Below are 15,478 nucleotides of genomic sequence, written 5' to 3' on the forward strand. Positions count from 1 at the left end.
ACCGCCGACCTCAGGTCAGATCAAACTTTCTTGTACAGCTGACTGCCTTCCTGTTTGAACCGCTCGGCCTGGTCCGCCAATCCCTGGGCGACTTCGGCGTCGACCGCTTCGATCCGTTGGTTGGCCGCATACTCGCGGACTTCCTGGGTGATCTTCATCGAGCAGAATTTCGGCCCGCACATCGAGCAGAAGTGCGCGACCTTGGCCGAATCCTTCGGCAGGGTTTCATCGTGATACGAACGCGCGGTGTCCGGATCGAGGCCCAGGTTGAACTGGTCTTCCCAACGGAATTCGAAACGCGCCTTGCTCAAGGCATTGTCGCGGATCTGTGCGCCCGGGTGCCCCTTTGCCAGATCGGCGGCATGCGCGGCGATCTTGTAGGTGATGATCCCGGTCTTCACATCATCCTTGTTCGGCAGGCCCAAGTGCTCCTTCGGCGTCACGTAGCAGAGCATGGCGCAACCGAACCAGCCGATCATCGCCGCACCGATACCGGAGGTGATGTGGTCGTAGCCCGGCGCGATGTCGGTGGTCAGCGGGCCGAGAGTGTAGAACGGCGCCTCGTCGCAGCATTCGAGCTGCTTGTCCATGTTCTCTTTGATCAACTGCATCGGCACGTGGCCCGGGCCTTCGATCATGCACTGCACGTCGTGTTTCCAGGCAATCTTGGTCAGCTCGCCGAGGGTCTCCAGCTCGCCGAACTGCGCTTCGTCGTTGGCGTCGGCAATCGAGCCCGGACGCAGGCCATCGCCCAGCGAGAAGCTGACGTCGTAGGCCTTCATGATTTCGCAGATGTCTTCGAAATGGGTGTAGAGGAAGTTCTCTTTGTGGTGCGCCAGGCACCACTTGGCCATGATCGAACCGCCACGGGAGACGATGCCGGTCACGCGCTTGGCGGTCATCGGCACGTAGCGCAACAGCACGCCGGCGTGAATGGTGAAGTAGTCGACGCCCTGCTCGGCCTGCTCGATCAGCGTGTCGCGGAACAGCTCCCAGGTCAGGTCTTCTGCCACGCCGCCGACTTTTTCCAGGGCCTGGTAGATCGGCACCGTACCGATCGGCACCGGCGAGTTACGGATGATCCACTCGCGGGTTTCGTGGATGTGCTTGCCGGTGGACAGGTCCATGACCGTGTCCGAACCCCAGCGAATGCCCCAGGTCAGTTTCGCCACTTCTTCTTCGATGGACGAACCCAGGGCGCTGTTGCCGATGTTGCCGTTGATCTTCACCAGGAAGTTACGGCCGATGATCATCGGTTCCAGTTCGGTGTGGTTGATGTTGGCCGGAATGATCGCGCGGCCACGGGCGATTTCGTCACGGACGAATTCAGGGGTGATGATTTTCGGCACGCTGGCGCCGAAGCTGTGGCCGGCGTGTTGCTGGTCCAGCAGGCCGGCGGCGCGGGCCACTTCCAGCTTCATGTTTTCGCGGATGGCGACGTATTCCATCTCGGCGGTGATGATGCCTTTGCGCGCGTAGTGCATCTGGCTGACGTTGGCGCCCGGCTTGGCGCGGCGCGGGTTGTTGACGTGAGCGAAGCGCAGTTTGGTCAGCTCCGGATCGGCAAGGCGCTCCTGGCCGAAATTCGAGCTCAGGCCGCTCAGGCGCTCGGTATCGCCACGGGATTCGATCCACGGCGAACGCACGTCGGCCAGGCCTTTGCGTACATCGATGATGACATTGGGATCGGTGTACGGGCCCGAGGTGTCGTACACCACCACCGGCGCGTTGACCTCGCCACCGAAGTCGGTCGGCGTCACGTCCAGGCTGATTTCGCGCATCGGCACGAGGATGTCCGGGCGGGTGCCCTGAACATAGATTTTTTGCGAGCGGGTAAACGGCTGAACCGATTGCTGATCGACCTTGGCCGAGTCACTCAGATTGGTTGCGATTTTTGATTTTGTAGTCATCACGGGCTCTCCAGACACACATCCAGGCAGTGGATTTTTTGTCGGAGCGAACCTGTAAACGAATGGACGCACGGGTGCTGGAAAACCAGCTGTGCTGTGCTCAATACTCGAGGGGTGTTCGATTGTCGAACAACATCCCGGACGAAGCACAAGAGGACTCGCCGGGTGACGAGAAATCTTGTTCCCTACGCAGGCGCTAACCTGATCAGGTTCAACGGGATCCGAAATTATTCGATCTCAGCCTCATAGCAAGGCACCCCGACAAGAACCCGGCCAGTCTAGACACAACCGGCAAAGAACGCCAACCCCACGGCAAACACCATGATGAATGGCGTAATAACACGCAGTATCAGGATTGTTGCAGCCCCAATGCACAACTACACTCGCTACGCTGAGCCGCGCATTGACGCTGTCAAAGCAGGGCCTTAGCCTTGGCGCTCAAATTACCTCTGTAATATCAATTCTAGGGATCGTCTATGCTGCGCAAACTCTCACTGGCCCTCGCCGTGTCTTGTGCGTCCAACGGAATGGCCTGGGCAGCAGATGTGCCCTTATCGGCCAAGACGGACCTGGTCAGTGTTTATCAGGAAGCCGTCAACAACAACGCCGATCTGGCGGCTGCCATCGCCCAATACGGCGCGCAGAAAGAAGTCGTACCCCAGGCCCGCGCCGGGCTGCTGCCGAATCTCTCGGGTGGTGCAAATATTTCCGAGGTGCGTACGGATCTCGATCAGCCGTCCGCCACGTCCAACCGCGACGCTCATTCCTACCAGGCCACTTTGGCGCAGCCGCTGTTCCGGGCTGATCGCTGGTTCCAGTTCCAGGCAGCCAAGGAATTCAACGAACAGGCCGCCCTGCAACTCTCGGCGACCGAGCAAAACCTGATCCTGCAAACCGCTGACAGCTATTTCAACGTGCTGCGCACCCAGGACAACCTGGCCTCGACCAAGGCCGAAGAAGCGGCGTTCAAACGCCAGCTCGATCAATCCAATGAGCGTTTCGATGTCGGCCTCTCGGACAAGACCGACGTATTGAACTCACAAGCCAGCTACGACACCGCACGCGCCAACCGCATCGTTGCGCAGCGCCAGGTGGACGACGCCTTTGAAGCATTGATCACCCTGACCAACCGTCAGTACAACTCGATCTGGGGCATCAGCCATAACTTGCCGATCCTGCCGCCAGTACCGAACGACGCCAAGGCCTGGGTCGAAACCGCGGGCAGGCAGAACCTCAATCTGCTGGCCAGCAACTATGCCGTCAGCGCCGCCGAGCAGACCCTCAAGCAGCGCAAGTCCGGGCACTTGCCAACGGTTGACGCGATAGCCAAGTACGAGAAAGGCGACAACGACGCACTGGGCTTCAGCAACCCGAACAACCAGCCCCTGCCGTACGGTGGCAACGTCGAGCAAACGACCGTGGGCCTGCAACTGAACATCCCGATCTACAGTGGTGGTTTGATCAACTCCCAGGTGCGTCAATCGTATGCTCAGCTGGACCAGACCGAGCAGCAACGCGAATCCCTGCGCCGCAGCATCGTGGAAAACACCCGCGACCTGCACCGCGCGGTGAACACGGATGTCGAGCAGGTACAGGCGCGCAAGCAATCGATCATCTCCAACCAGAGCGCGGTGGAAGCGACTGAAATCGGCTATCAGGTGGGTACGCGAAACATCGTCGACGTGCTGGATGCACAGCGTCAGCTCTACACCTCGGTGCGCGACTACAACAATACCCGCTACGACTACATCCTCGACAACCTGCGCTTGAAGCAGCAGGCCGGCACGTTGAATCCGGGGGATCTGCAAACCCTGGCACGCTGGCTCAATCCCAACTACAACCCGGACAAGGATTTCCTGCCACCGGATCTGGCCAAGGCGGCAGAGGAGCAGTTGAAAGCGCGACCTGATCAGTAAAAGCAAAAGATCGCAGCCTGCGGCAGCTCCTACAGGATGAACATCAAGCCTATGTAGGAGCTGCCGCAGGCTGCGATCTTTTTCTGTCCGACGACTCGGCTACCGGTCGATCAACCGCCCCAACCCGTCCAGCAACCGCTGCAACGCCCCCTGATTGGCGCGCATCACTTTCAACCCGGCCTCTGCCATGCGCTGCGCATCTTGCGGCAGTTCGAACAGCCGCTGCACCGCCACCGCCAGCCCTTCGGCATCCTCCACTTCCTGCAACGCCCCGGCACTGCGCAACTGCGCGGCGATTTCGAGGAAGTTGAAAAGATGCGGCCCGCTCAACACCGGTTTGGCGAGGGCCGCCGGCTCCAGCAGGTTATGCCCGCCGTTGGGTACCAGGCTGCCGCCGACGAATGCGCTGTCAGCCAAGGCGTAGAGAAACAGCAACTCGCCCATGGTGTCGCCCAGCAGCACCGTCGTATTCGAACTGACCGCATCGCCGCTGGAACGCCGGACCGTGGCAAACCCTTGTTGCAGGCACAACCCGTACACCGAATTGAAGCGTTCCGGATGACGTGGTACCAGAATCAGCAAGGCATCGGGATGACTGACCAGCAACTGACGATGGGCCGCCAGCACCACCTCGTCCTCGCCGTCATGGGTACTGGCCGCGATCCACACCGGTCGCTCCAGCGCCTGCCATTGCCCGCGCAATTGGCTGGCACGCTCCAGCAGTTGCGGGTCGATAGTCAGGTCGAACTTGATCGAACCGGTCACTTCGACGGTTTCCGCCCGCGCCCCCAGGTCGCGCAAGCGTTGGGCTTCGGCTTCGGTCTGCACCGCGAACAGGCTCATCTCGGCCAGCATCGGCTGGGTCAGCTTGGGGAACCGGCCGTAGCCCCTGGCCGAACGCTCGGACAGCCGCGCATTGGCCAGTGCCACGGGAATCCCGCGTTTGGCACATTGATGAATATGGTTGGGCCACAGCTCGGTTTCCATGATCACCGCCAGTTTCGGCTGGATCCGATCGAGGAAACGCCGGGCAGCGCAAGGCAGGTCATAGGGCAGATAACAGTGCTGGATGCGCGACTCATTGGCGAACAGTGCATGGATGCGTTCCGAACCGGTCGGGGTCATGCAGGTCACGGTGATCGGCAGATCCGGATAACGCGCCAGCAAGGCGCGGATCATCGGTGCGGCCGCAATGCTTTCGCCCACCGACACGGCGTGCACCCAGATGCCGCCCGGTTTCATCGCCGGCATCCCGTAGGAAAAGCGCTCGCCGATGCGCCTGGCATACGCCGGTGCCTTGCGCGCACGCAGCCAAAGCCGAATCGCTACCAATGGCAGCCCCAGATAAAACAGCGCGGTATAGAGAGTTCTATTCATGGCGGCGGAGTTTATCGACTTTTTTCGCCAATCGTCTGCAAGTGCACGGCAAAACGTTCGGCGAGCCAGCGCGCGGCCGGACCGAGCGGTTCATCCCGGCGCCATACCAGCTCCACCACCAGGGCCGGCGGGGTCCATTCGCTGACCAGTTCGACCATCTGGTTCTGATAGGTCGGGTACTGCACAACGTGGCGTGGCAACCAGGCCCAGCCGAGGCCGCGCACCAGCCATTCGGCCATCACATAGAAGCTGTCGGCGCGCCACACCTGCGGGCTGGCGGGATCACTGCCGGGATAAATGCTCGACTCCGTGGACATCAGCAACTGCCGATGTTGCGCCAGTTGTTGGCCGTCCACCGCGCCTTTGCGCGCCAACGGATGATCCTTGCCGCACACCGTGACCATTTCCACGCTGCCCAGCACCCGCCGCTCAAGCGCCTCGGGAATCTGATCGTGAAAGAACAGCAGCCCCAGATCGGCGCGCCGCTCCACCAGCTTGCGCGCGACATCGCCCTGGGCGGCGCTGGTCAGTTGCACTTCAAGACTGGGGAATTTTTCCGCCAGGGCCTCGAAGCTTTCGATGATCGGCTGATAAGGCATCGCCTCATCCTGCGCCACACGCAGTCGCGCTTCCTGCCCGCGCATCATCGCCAATGCCCGGCCGTTGAGTCGTTCGCACTGGCGCAACACCTCCCGCGCTTCGTCCAGCAATGCCGTGCCGGCTTCGGTGAGTTTCGGCTGACGGCCGCTGCTGCGGTCGAACAGGCTGACGCCCAGGTCTTCTTCCAGCAACGCTATCGAACTGCTGACCGCCGACTGCGCCTTGCGCTGATCCCGCGCCACGGCAGAAAACGAACGCTGCTCCGCTACGCTGACAAACAGCCGCAGCTGCTCCAGATTCCATTGCATGCTCATGGCTCAACCCATCTTCTAAACAGATAGGTAATGACTTTACCGCATCTGGCGAATCACTAGAATGCCGACCTCAGAGAGCAACACTTCACACGAGGATTGACCCATGACCGCTTACTACTACCTGGCCATTGCCATCTGCGCCGAAGTGATTGCCACTGTTTCGATGAAAGCGGTCAAAGGCATCAGCACCCCGCTGCCACTGGTGTTGGTCATCGTCGGTTACGGGATCGCCTTCTGGATGCTGACCCTGGTGGTGCGCAGCGTTCCCGTGGGCGTAGCGTACGCCGTGTGGGCCGGTATGGGGATCGTGATGGTCAGCGTCGCGGCGCTGTTTATCTATGGGCAGAAACTGGACGTACCGGCGATGCTGGGGATGGCGTTGATTGTGCTGGGTGTTGTGGTCATCCAGCTCTTTTCCAAAACTGCCGGGCATTGATAAAAAGATCGCAGCCTGCGGCAGCTCCTACAAAGGCAGACCGGCCCCACCCGTAGGAGCTGCCGCAGGCTGCGATCCTTTTCCCGTCTCAGCTCCAATCCATGAATCTGTATACTGCGCCCTCGTCTTGAACACAGAGGTCGCTGCATGCCATCCGTTATTTCCACCGACGTGCTGATTGTCGGCGCTGGTGTCGCCGGCCTCTGGCTGAATGCGCGCCTGCGTCGCCAGGGTTTTTCGACCGTGCTGGTGGAAAGCGCCAGCCTCGGCGGCGGGCAGAGTGTGAAGTCCCAGGGCATCATCCACGGCGGCGCCAAATACGCGCTGCATGGCGCCCTGACCGGCGCCTCGGAAGCCATAGCCGACATGCCGCGCCGCTGGCGTGAAGCCCTGGCCGGTGACGGCGAGCTGGACCTGTCCGGCGTACGACTGCTGTCCGAAGCCCATTACCTCTGGTCCCCCGGCACCCTCGCCGGCAACCTCACCAGTTTCTTTGCCAGCAAAGCCGTGCGCGGTCGCGTCGATCAGGTCAAGGGCGAGCAATTGCCGCCAGCCCTGCAAGACAAGCGCTTCAAGGGCAAGGTCTATCGCCTCGCGGAACTGGTGGTCGATGTGCCGAGCCTGATCCAGCGCCTGGCCGATCTGGCCGGTGACGGCTTGCTCGCCGGTCAGAAGATCGAGCCGTTGCTGGAAGGCGGCGTGCTGGTCGGCCTGAAGGTGGACGAGCGCGAGATCCGTGCCCAGCGCATCGTGCTCAGCGCCGGTGCCGGCACCGCGGCATTGCTTGAAGCGCTGGGCCTGAGCCAGCCCGCTATGCAGCGCCGCCCGTTGCACATGATCATCGCCAAGGGGCCAAGCCTCAAACCGCTGTACGCCCACTGCCTGGGCGGTGGCACCAAACCGCGCATCACCGTGACCACGCACCCGGCGGCGGATGGCCAATGGGTCTGGTACCTGGGCGGCGATATCGCAGAATCCGAAGGCGTGACCCGTGAGCCCGCCGAGCAGATCGCCACCGCACAGAAAGAACTCGGCCAATTGCTGCCATGGATCGACCTGAGTACGGTGCAATGGGCGACCTTGCGCGTGGATCGCGCCGAACCGCTGCAATCAGGCCTGACCCGCCCCGACAACGCCTTTGTTGCCGAGGAAGGCCGCCTGCTGGTGGGCTGGCCGACCAAACTCGCTCTGGCGCCAGACTTCGCCGACCGCGTCATCGCCAGCCTGACCCGCGACGGTATCCAGCCCAGCCACCCGGCAGCGCTGCCTGAACTACCGAAGCCGCCAATGGGCGTGCCTGCCTGGGAGCAACTGCTGCCATGAGTCAACCGACCCTGCACGACCTGCATCGCCCGTTGGGCAGTACCGGCCTGCTGGTTTCTCCCTTGGGCCTGGGCACAGTGAAACTGGGCCGCGACCAAGGGGTGAAGTACCCCAACGGCTTCCGGATTCCCGATGACAATGAAGCGCGCATGCTGCTCAAGCTCGCCCGCGACCTGGGCATCAACCTGATCGACACCGCCCCGGCCTATGGTCGCAGCGAAGAGCGCCTCGGTCCGTTGCTGCGCGGCCAGCGTCAGGATTGGGTGATTGTCAGCAAGGTCGGCGAAGAATTTGCCGACGGCCAGTCCAGTCACGATTTCAGCGCCGCACACACTCGGATGTCGGTGGAGCGCAGCCTGCAACGCCTGGAAACCGACTTCATCGACCTGGTGCTGGTGCACTCCGATGGTAACGACCTGGCGATCCTCAATGACTGCGAAGCCTACGAGACCCTCGCCGAGCTCAAGGCCGAAGGCAAGATTCGCGGTTTCGGCTTTTCCGGAAAAACCGTCGACGGTGGCTTGAAGGCACTGGAGCAAGGCGACTGCGCGATGGTCACCTACAATCTGAACGAACAAAACGAGAAGGCCGTCATTGACTATGCTGCTGCACACGGCAAAGCCATTCTGGTCAAGAAAGCCCTCGCCAGTGGCCATGCCTGCCTGAGTCCGGGCGTGGATCCGGTGCGCGCCAGTTTCGAGTTGTTGTTTGAACATCCGGGTGTTGCCAGTGCTATTGTCGGGACCATCAATCCGCTGCACCTCGCCCACAATGTCGCGACCGTTGCCCAGGTCCTACGTAGCCACTGACGCCGCCCGCGCGGCCTTAAGCAGGAGCCGACATGTCGCGTACGCTCATCAGAAAGAACCCGAGCAACTTCAAGACCCTGCCGTTATTCGTCGAAGCAACCCCCGAAGGCCTGGCTTATCAGAGCGTCGGCAGGCCGCTGAATTTCTCCCAGACCTTGCAACGTCGTCGGCCGGTGACGGTTGGCGACAGCGAACGGTTTGCCCTGGAACTGGCCAATCTCGGGGTTTCGGTGCGCCTGACCCTGCATTGGCAGAATCGCGACTATTGGGTGCTGGTGCGCCAACGCCGGCAGGACCGTGGCGATGTGGTGCTCAAACTGATCTCCGGGTACGTGCCGGCCCATGAACTGAACCTGCCCTTGCACACGGCGATCCAGGAGATAGCCGAAGAATGCCTGCTGGAAACCCCGGAAGGCTGGCTCGGTGGGCGGTTCAATGACACCTGGCTGCCGACGCCCTACTCGGCCGCCCTGCATTACCGTGAAGCCCTGCCGTTTCGCTTGTCGCCACTGTCCGGCTCGGCGCGGCCGGTACGTTGCGCCAACTTGATGCTGATAGAGCGTCCACGGGCTTACGTGCATTTGCCAACGGCCTCACTGCAACTGATCTACGACTTGCGCCTGGACGTTCCCAAGGAAGCCAAATCCCTGAGCCTGTTCCATGTGGACGAACGACTGGAAGGCGATCAACTCGTCGCCCGCCTCGACCGCAAGCGCCCCGATCTGTACTTGATGCCCTTGCAGGACGGTCACCCGATGGCTGAGCTGTACACCTTGAAAAAGGATCAGCTGTACCCGGCCAGCACGCGCGGACTGTATCTGGCCGAGAGTTTCGCCCAACAGGAAGGCTGGCTGGTTCGCGATGAACGAATTCGCTGGAAGGACTGGGTGAGACAGCAGGGTCTGACCCCGCCGGGGAAGGATTCGGGTCTGGCGCGGTTGCGCGGGAAGGCCAAGCTGCTGCTGAAGAAAATCGTGCCGCGTAAAAAGGTAAGCTCTTAAACGCAAAAGATCGCAGCCTGCGTACTCCATGTAGGAGCTGCCGCAGGCTGCGATCTTTTGATTTTACGACCCCCAGGCTACGGGAAAAGATCGCAGACTACGCCAGCTCCTACGACTTGCGGATCTTCTCGACAATCGCAGTAGTGGAGCTGTTTTCCACCAGCCCCAGCACTTTCACGGTACCGCCATAGGCCTTCACGATGTCCGCGCCGACCACCTGGTCGATCCCGTAGTCGCCACCCTTGACCAGCACATCCGGCTTGACCGCGCTCAGCAGGTTTTCCGGAGTGCCTTCCGAGAAACTGATGACCCAGTCCACCGCACCCAGACCGGCCAGTACGGCCATGCGCCGGTCGACACTGTTGATCGGACGGCCCGGCCCCTTCAGGCGGCTGACCGATGCATCGTCGTTGATCGCCACGATCAGGCGATCGCCCTGGGCCCGCGCCTGTTCCAGATAGGTCACGTGGCCGGCGTGCAGGATGTCAAAGCAACCGTTGGTGAACACGATCCGCTCTTTGTGCGCGCGGGCATCATCGACCGCCAGCAACAGTTGCTCAAGACCCAGCACACCGCGCTCGGAACCCTCCTCGCGCTGGATCGCACGACGCAGTTCCGGCGCACTGATGGCCGCCGTACCGAGCTTGCCGACCACGATGCCCGCCGCCAGGTTGGCCAGGGCCACCGCGTGGGGCAGTTCTTCGCCAGCGGCTATCGCGGCCGCCAAGGTGGAAATTACTGTGTCGCCGGCACCGGTCACGTCGAACACTTCACGGGCACGGGCTGGCAAGTGCAGCGCCGGATGATCCGGACGCAGCAAGGTCATGCCGTGCTCACCACGGGTCACCAGTAAAGCGCCGAGATCGAGGTCGTGCATCAGTTGCGCGCCCTTGCTCACCAATTCGTGCTCATCGGCGCAACCACCGACGATGGTTTCGAATTCGTTGAGGTTTGGCGTAATCAGGCTCGCACCGCGGTAGATCGAGAAATCCTTGCCCTTGGGATCGGCCAGCACCGGAATGCCACGGGCACGGGCGGCCTGGATCAGCGCCTGATGGTTTTTCAGCGCGCCTTTGCCGTAGTCGGACAACACCAGCACCTTGATGCCCTCGAGCAACTCATCGACCTGCGCGGTCAGCGCCAGCGCGTCGGTGGCGAAGGGCTCTTCGAAGTCGATACGCAGCAGCTGCTGGTGACGGCTCATGACCCGCAGCTTGACGATAGTCGGCTGGTGCGCAATGCGCTGGAAGATGGCCCGCACGCCGGCGCCCTTGAGGCTGTTGACCAGGCTGTTGGCGGCTTCATCGTCGCCGGTTACACCGACCAGCGAGGCCGGAGCCCCCAGGGCGGCAATGTTCAAGGCAACGTTGGCAGCGCCGCCCGGACGGTCCTCGATGTGATCGACCTTGACCACCGGCACCGGCGCCTCAGGGGAAATCCGTGAGGTACCACCATGCCAGTAACGGTCGAGCATGACATCGCCGACCACCAAGACAGGGGCTTGATCGAATCGCGGCATGGACAACTTCATGGTGCAACCCACATACAGAATGAACAGGGGCGCGATATTAACACAGGGTTGGTGTCGGCTTGTGCGGTGGCTGCAACCGGATGATTCGCCGGGCTTTATTGCTCATTTTTTGAGCAGAAAACCCGCCAGGCGACGACACGCATCGCTCATCTCCATCGCTTGTGTATCGATTTCGCACTCCGCCTGCAGCGGTGCCTCGTAGAGACTGTCGATGCCTGTGAAATCCTTGATCCGGCCTTCCCGGGCAGCCCGATACAAACCCTTGGGATTTATTCCGGTTTGGTCAAGAAGCGTAAAGGCCTGGATACAAAGCACCGGACGCGTTGCACGTCGGGTGTGCGAAAGGGCGAGCCAGGCTCGCCCTTCCGGGGTCAGGCGATGTCTTCGGCCGGGGCGTCGAGGCCCATCGCGTTGAGGCGCGAGTAGTAGCCGTTTTGCGCCAGCAGTTGTTCATGGGTGCCGCGCTCGACGATTTTCCCCTGATCCATGACCAGGATCAGGTCGGCCTTCTCGATGGTCGACAGGCGGTGAGCGATCACCAACGTGGTACGACCTTTCATGACTTGATCCAGGGCGGCCTGAATATGCCGCTCGGACTCGGTATCGAGTGCCGAAGTCGCCTCATCGAGAATCAGCAGCGGAGCATTCTTCAGCAGTGCCCGGGCAATCGCCAGGCGCTGGCGCTGGCCACCGGACAACAGCACGCCGTTTTCCCCGACCTGGGTGTCCAGACCTTCAGGCAATTGAGCAATGAAGTCCATCGCGTAGGCATCCTTGGCCGCCTTTTCAATGTCTTCACGGGGTGCGCCGGCCAGGTCGCCATAGGCGATGTTGTTGGCCACGGTGTCGCTGAACAGGGTCACGTGCTGAGTCACCTGGGCGATATGCCGACGCAGGTTCAACAGTTTGTACTGTTCCACTTCGACACCGTCGATGAGGATTTCGCCCTTGTCGTGGTGATAGAAACGCGGAATCAGATTGGCCAGGGTCGACTTGCCGCTACCCGAACGCCCCACCAGCGCCACCATTTGCCCGGGCTCGACCGAGAAGCTGATGTCATTGAGCACCTGACGCTCGGTGTCAGGGTATGTGAAGCTGAGGTTGCGCACGTCCAGGCGACCGCTGACGACGTCACGCTCGACGGAGCCGGTATCGACTTCGGGCGCGACATCCAGTTGCTCGAAGATACTTTCAGCACCGGCCACACCCTTCTGAATGGTTGAGCTGACTTCGGACAACTGGCGAATCGGCTTGGGCAGCAAGCCGGCCAGGGTGATGTAGGCCACCATGTCGCCAGCCGACGCATCGCCACGCAGGAACAGCACCAGGAACATCAGCACGGCCATGGCGGTGTAGATCACCAATTGCAGCAGCGGCGTGTAGATGGCACCGGTGCGGGTCATGCGCAATTGCTTGTCGGTGTTGCCCTGGCTGGCGTCGAAGAAGCGTTTCTCTTCATACTTTTCACCACCGAAGCTGCGCACCACGCGATAACCCTGGATGGTTTCGGACGCCACATGCGTCACGTCCCCCATGGCCAGCTGGATTTTCTTGCTCTGCTTGCGGAATTTCTTGCTGGCCGTGCGCACCATGATGGCGATCAGCGGCAGGATGGCGACCATGACCAGCGTCAGGCGCCAGTTCATGAACAGCAGCGAGGCAAACAGGAAGATCACCGTCATGCCTTCGCGAATTACGACCTTGATCGCATCTGTTGCCGCCCCCGTGACCATGGTCACGTTGAAGGTGATACGTGAAATCAGATGCCCCGAGTTATGCTTGTCGAAATACCGGTTTGGCAACACCAGCAGGTTGTTGAACAACTGGACGCGCAAGTCATGGACCAGGCCCAGGGAAACCTTGGCCAGGAAGTAGTTGCCCAGGTACGACCCCAATCCCTGCCACGCGGCAATCAGGATGATCAACAACGGCACCGCCTGCAGCAGTTGCAGATCCCGCAGGTAGGGCACGGTTGGAAACAGCGCCGCTTCGGGGTTGGACAGACCGTCGACGAAGTACTTGAGGATGTAGCCCAGCATTGGCTGCGTCGAAGCGAAAATCAGAAAACCGACGATGCTGATCAGGAACAGGCTGATATACGGCCGGACATAGCCGAGCAGACGGAAGTAGATTTTCAAGCTCGATGGGCTTGCGGAGAGACTGGAGTCGGTCATATCACGCGAATGTCGATGAAAAAGGACGCTGACTTTAGCACAGCTTCCCCAGGGTTCTGGCAATCGCATACAGTCTGTGTATTGTGGCGCGTCAAATAGCCACCTGCTGTCCCTGCCTTGGTACGGTCGCTCAATTCAGGAATAAGTTACTCAGCATGCAATTAAACGCTTTGAACAGCACCTCCAATAGAATCTTCGATTTCATTTGTTTGTGGATCCTTCCGCTCGGTTATTTGTTGCTGCTTTGTGCACTGTTTTTCCTGCCGGGGCGCAGTGTGCATCACAAGCTTTACTATGGCCTGTTCAGCATTCCGGCACTGATTGCACTGTGCCTGCGCCCGCGGATCAGCAAAGAACTGCTGCACGAACCGGTCGTCATTGCAGTCCTGCTGTTTGTGGCGTGGGCACTGCTCAGCCTGGGCTGGCGGCCAGGCGACGACATCGACTTTGGTCAGTTCAAACCGCCATTGCATACCCTGATGCTGTTCGTTGGCTGCTACCTGCTGGTGCGCTATCGCAGCGAAATCATTCAGCCCCTGCTGTTCTGCGCCGCAACGGTGGCGCTGATCGCCTCTGTCTACAATCTGTACAGGTTCGGCCAGATCTACCAGCCGGAAATGCGCCTGATCGGTGTCGGCGCGTTCGACAATCCACTGCTCAGCTCCCACGCTTTCGGCTTTTTCTGTACCTACTGGCTGAGCCTGAGCATGACCTGCAAGCGACGCCAGGTACTTTGGTTGAGCATACCGGCGATGGCGATCATGTTCGCCACCGTGCTGGCCACCGGTTCCAGAACCCCACTGGTTGCACTGACACTGGCTGCGCTGTGGCTGTGTTTCATCTGCTGGAGTCGACGCTCGATCTTCCTGCTGGTCTCCATGTTCATCGCCGGAACGGCGACTTTCGTGCTGTTTACACACAAAATCATCGAAAGAGGCAGCTCCTTCCGTATCGAGCTCTGGCAATTGGCCCTGGACAGGATTGCTGAACACCCATGGATCGGGCACGGCTACAACGCCGAACTGACCCTGGACCCAGGCGTCGGCTACAGCCTGCAGGAGCCCCATAGCTTTGCCCTGGGCGTGCTCTACTACGTCGGCATTATCGGTCTGCTGCCATGGCTGTTCTTCCTTGCGTGGAGCTTCATCAGTAGTCGGCGCCATCGCGTGCAACCGCTGTTTATCATTGCCTCGGCCTGGCTGGCCTTCGGTATCGGCGCGGGCCTGACCGAAGGTGGCGGGATTATCTCTCGCCCCAAGGAGCACTGGTTCCTGCTGTGGATCCCGTTGGCACTGATTGCTGCATTGAGCATCAATCAACGGGCCAGGCGCCTGCTGGACAGGCCGATCAAGACCGCGTCGCCAAGCGCCCTGCAACAACTGACTGCCGATGCCCGGGTCATCGAAGAGGATGGTTTGGGCCCCAAAGTCCTGCGCCTGACCGATGGCAGCTTTCTCAAGCTGTTCCGCCGCCGTCGCTGGTACACATCGGGCAGCTTCACGCCCTACTCCGATCGTTTTGCCGTCAACAGCGTGCAACTGCGCAGCATGGGCATCCCGACACCGCCCATTCTCGACCTTTACCGGTTCGAAGACGGCAGCACTGCTGTGCACTACTCTCCGTTGCCGGGCAACACGCTGCGCCAGATCCTGCAAGGCATCACCGCCCCGGCGGTACGCCAGGCACTGGTGGAGCGCTTCGGCAAATTCATGGCTCAACTGCATCAGCAAGGGGTCTACTTCCGCTCCCTGCACCTGGGCAATGTGCTGGTGCTGGAGGACGGCGAGTTCGGCCTGATTGACCTGGCCGATCTGCGAATTTACCCGTCATCACTGAGCCCTTCCCTACGTCGGCGCAACCTGCGCCACATGCAGCGCTACGCAGAAGATCGGCATTGGCTGTTCGAGGATCACTTCGAAGCGCTGCTGCAGGGATACGCCGCGACGGCTTCGAAAGCCGACGTGGCTAATTTGCACAGGCAAGTGCTGGCCGGGCGTTCTCCGACCCAGGCTCACTGATGACAGAAACCAACCTGCTTATCGCGATGGCGGCCTACCTGCCCGCCATCGCGACCGCGACGCTTCCGT

At 60.9% G+C, this 15,478-nt stretch carries 11 protein-coding genes, 1 pseudogene and 1 riboswitch; of the genes and pseudogenes, 6 read left to right on the forward strand and 6 right to left on the reverse strand.

Annotated features, from left to right (window positions below; all coding sequences use genetic code 11):
* Nucleotides 1-20: 20 nt before the first annotated feature.
* Entirely contained in the window at nt 21-1,910 is a 1,890-nt protein-coding gene (gene thiC, locus AC1D1M_RS09350; protein WP_477775413.1) for a phosphomethylpyrimidine synthase ThiC, read from the reverse strand.
* 165 nt (nt 1,911-2,075) lie between these two features.
* Nucleotides 2,076-2,181: riboswitch (TPP riboswitch) on the reverse strand.
* A gap of 205 nt (nt 2,182-2,386) precedes the next feature.
* Between thiC and AC1D1M_RS09355 the strand changes: the two genes are divergently transcribed.
* Nucleotides 2,387-3,826: a TolC family outer membrane protein gene (locus AC1D1M_RS09355; protein WP_477775414.1), complete on the forward strand. Its 1,440-nt coding sequence runs from the start codon at nt 2,387-2,389 to the stop codon at nt 3,824-3,826.
* A gap of 99 nt (nt 3,827-3,925) precedes the next feature.
* On the opposite strand, the gene waaA is transcribed toward AC1D1M_RS09355, so the two are convergent.
* Both waaA and AC1D1M_RS09365 read right to left on the reverse strand, forming a co-directional pair.
* Entirely contained in the window at nt 3,926-5,203 is a 1,278-nt protein-coding gene (waaA, locus tag AC1D1M_RS09360; RefSeq protein ID WP_477775415.1) for a lipid IV(A) 3-deoxy-D-manno-octulosonic acid transferase, read from the reverse strand.
* 11 nt (nt 5,204-5,214) lie between these two features.
* Nucleotides 5,215-6,117 (reverse strand): LysR family transcriptional regulator, encoded by a 903-nt coding sequence (locus tag AC1D1M_RS09365; protein ID WP_191622243.1) that lies wholly within the window; start codon nt 6,115-6,117, stop codon nt 5,215-5,217.
* A gap of 103 nt (nt 6,118-6,220) precedes the next feature.
* On the opposite strand from AC1D1M_RS09365, the gene AC1D1M_RS09370 reads away from it, so the two are divergent.
* The 4 genes from AC1D1M_RS09370 to AC1D1M_RS09385 all read left to right on the forward strand — a co-directional run bounded on the left by AC1D1M_RS09370 (nt 6,221) and on the right by AC1D1M_RS09385 (nt 9,686).
* Complete coding sequence (locus tag AC1D1M_RS09370) at nt 6,221-6,553, forward strand: DMT family transporter (RefSeq protein ID WP_046039768.1); 333 nt, start codon at nt 6,221-6,223, stop codon at nt 6,551-6,553.
* A gap of 147 nt (nt 6,554-6,700) precedes the next feature.
* A complete protein-coding gene (locus AC1D1M_RS09375; RefSeq protein WP_477775416.1) occupies nt 6,701-7,876 on the forward strand; it encodes an NAD(P)/FAD-dependent oxidoreductase in 1,176 nt (391 codons plus the stop codon).
* On the forward strand, nt 7,873-8,685 hold the full coding sequence (locus tag AC1D1M_RS09380; RefSeq protein ID WP_477775417.1) for an aldo/keto reductase: 813 nt from the start codon (nt 7,873-7,875) through the stop codon (nt 8,683-8,685). Before AC1D1M_RS09375 ends, AC1D1M_RS09380 begins: the two co-directional genes overlap by 4 nt.
* A gap of 32 nt (nt 8,686-8,717) precedes the next feature.
* Nucleotides 8,718-9,686 carry a metal ABC transporter ATPase gene (locus AC1D1M_RS09385; RefSeq protein WP_477775418.1) on the forward strand — a complete coding sequence of 323 codons (969 nt, stop codon included), beginning with the start codon at nt 8,718-8,720 and terminating at the stop codon, nt 9,684-9,686.
* A 109-nt stretch (nt 9,687-9,795) separates the two neighbouring features.
* Here AC1D1M_RS09385 and hldE read toward each other — a convergent pair whose 3' ends face one another.
* The 3 genes and pseudogenes from hldE to msbA all read right to left on the reverse strand — a co-directional run bounded on the left by hldE (nt 9,796) and on the right by msbA (nt 13,391).
* Nucleotides 9,796-11,217: a bifunctional D-glycero-beta-D-manno-heptose-7-phosphate kinase/D-glycero-beta-D-manno-heptose 1-phosphate adenylyltransferase HldE gene (gene hldE, locus AC1D1M_RS09390; RefSeq protein ID WP_477775419.1), complete on the reverse strand. Its 1,422-nt coding sequence runs from the start codon at nt 11,215-11,217 to the stop codon at nt 9,796-9,798.
* Between the two features lie 102 nt (nt 11,218-11,319).
* Nucleotides 11,320-11,487, reverse strand: a pseudogene (locus tag AC1D1M_RS09395) (adenylyl-sulfate kinase); the annotation flags it as partial.
* Nucleotides 11,488-11,588: 101 nt separating this feature from the next.
* Nucleotides 11,589-13,391, reverse strand: coding sequence for a lipid A export permease/ATP-binding protein MsbA (gene msbA / locus AC1D1M_RS09400; RefSeq protein ID WP_477775420.1), 1,803 nt, complete (start codon nt 13,389-13,391; stop codon nt 11,589-11,591).
* 155 nt (nt 13,392-13,546) lie between these two features.
* Between msbA and AC1D1M_RS09405 the strand changes: the two genes are divergently transcribed.
* Nucleotides 13,547-15,409 (forward strand): O-antigen ligase family protein, encoded by a 1,863-nt coding sequence (locus AC1D1M_RS09405; protein ID WP_477775421.1) that lies wholly within the window; start codon nt 13,547-13,549, stop codon nt 15,407-15,409.
* Nucleotides 15,410-15,478 lie beyond the last annotated feature (69 nt).

Source organism: Pseudomonas sp. P1_F7, from assembly GCF_056405655.1.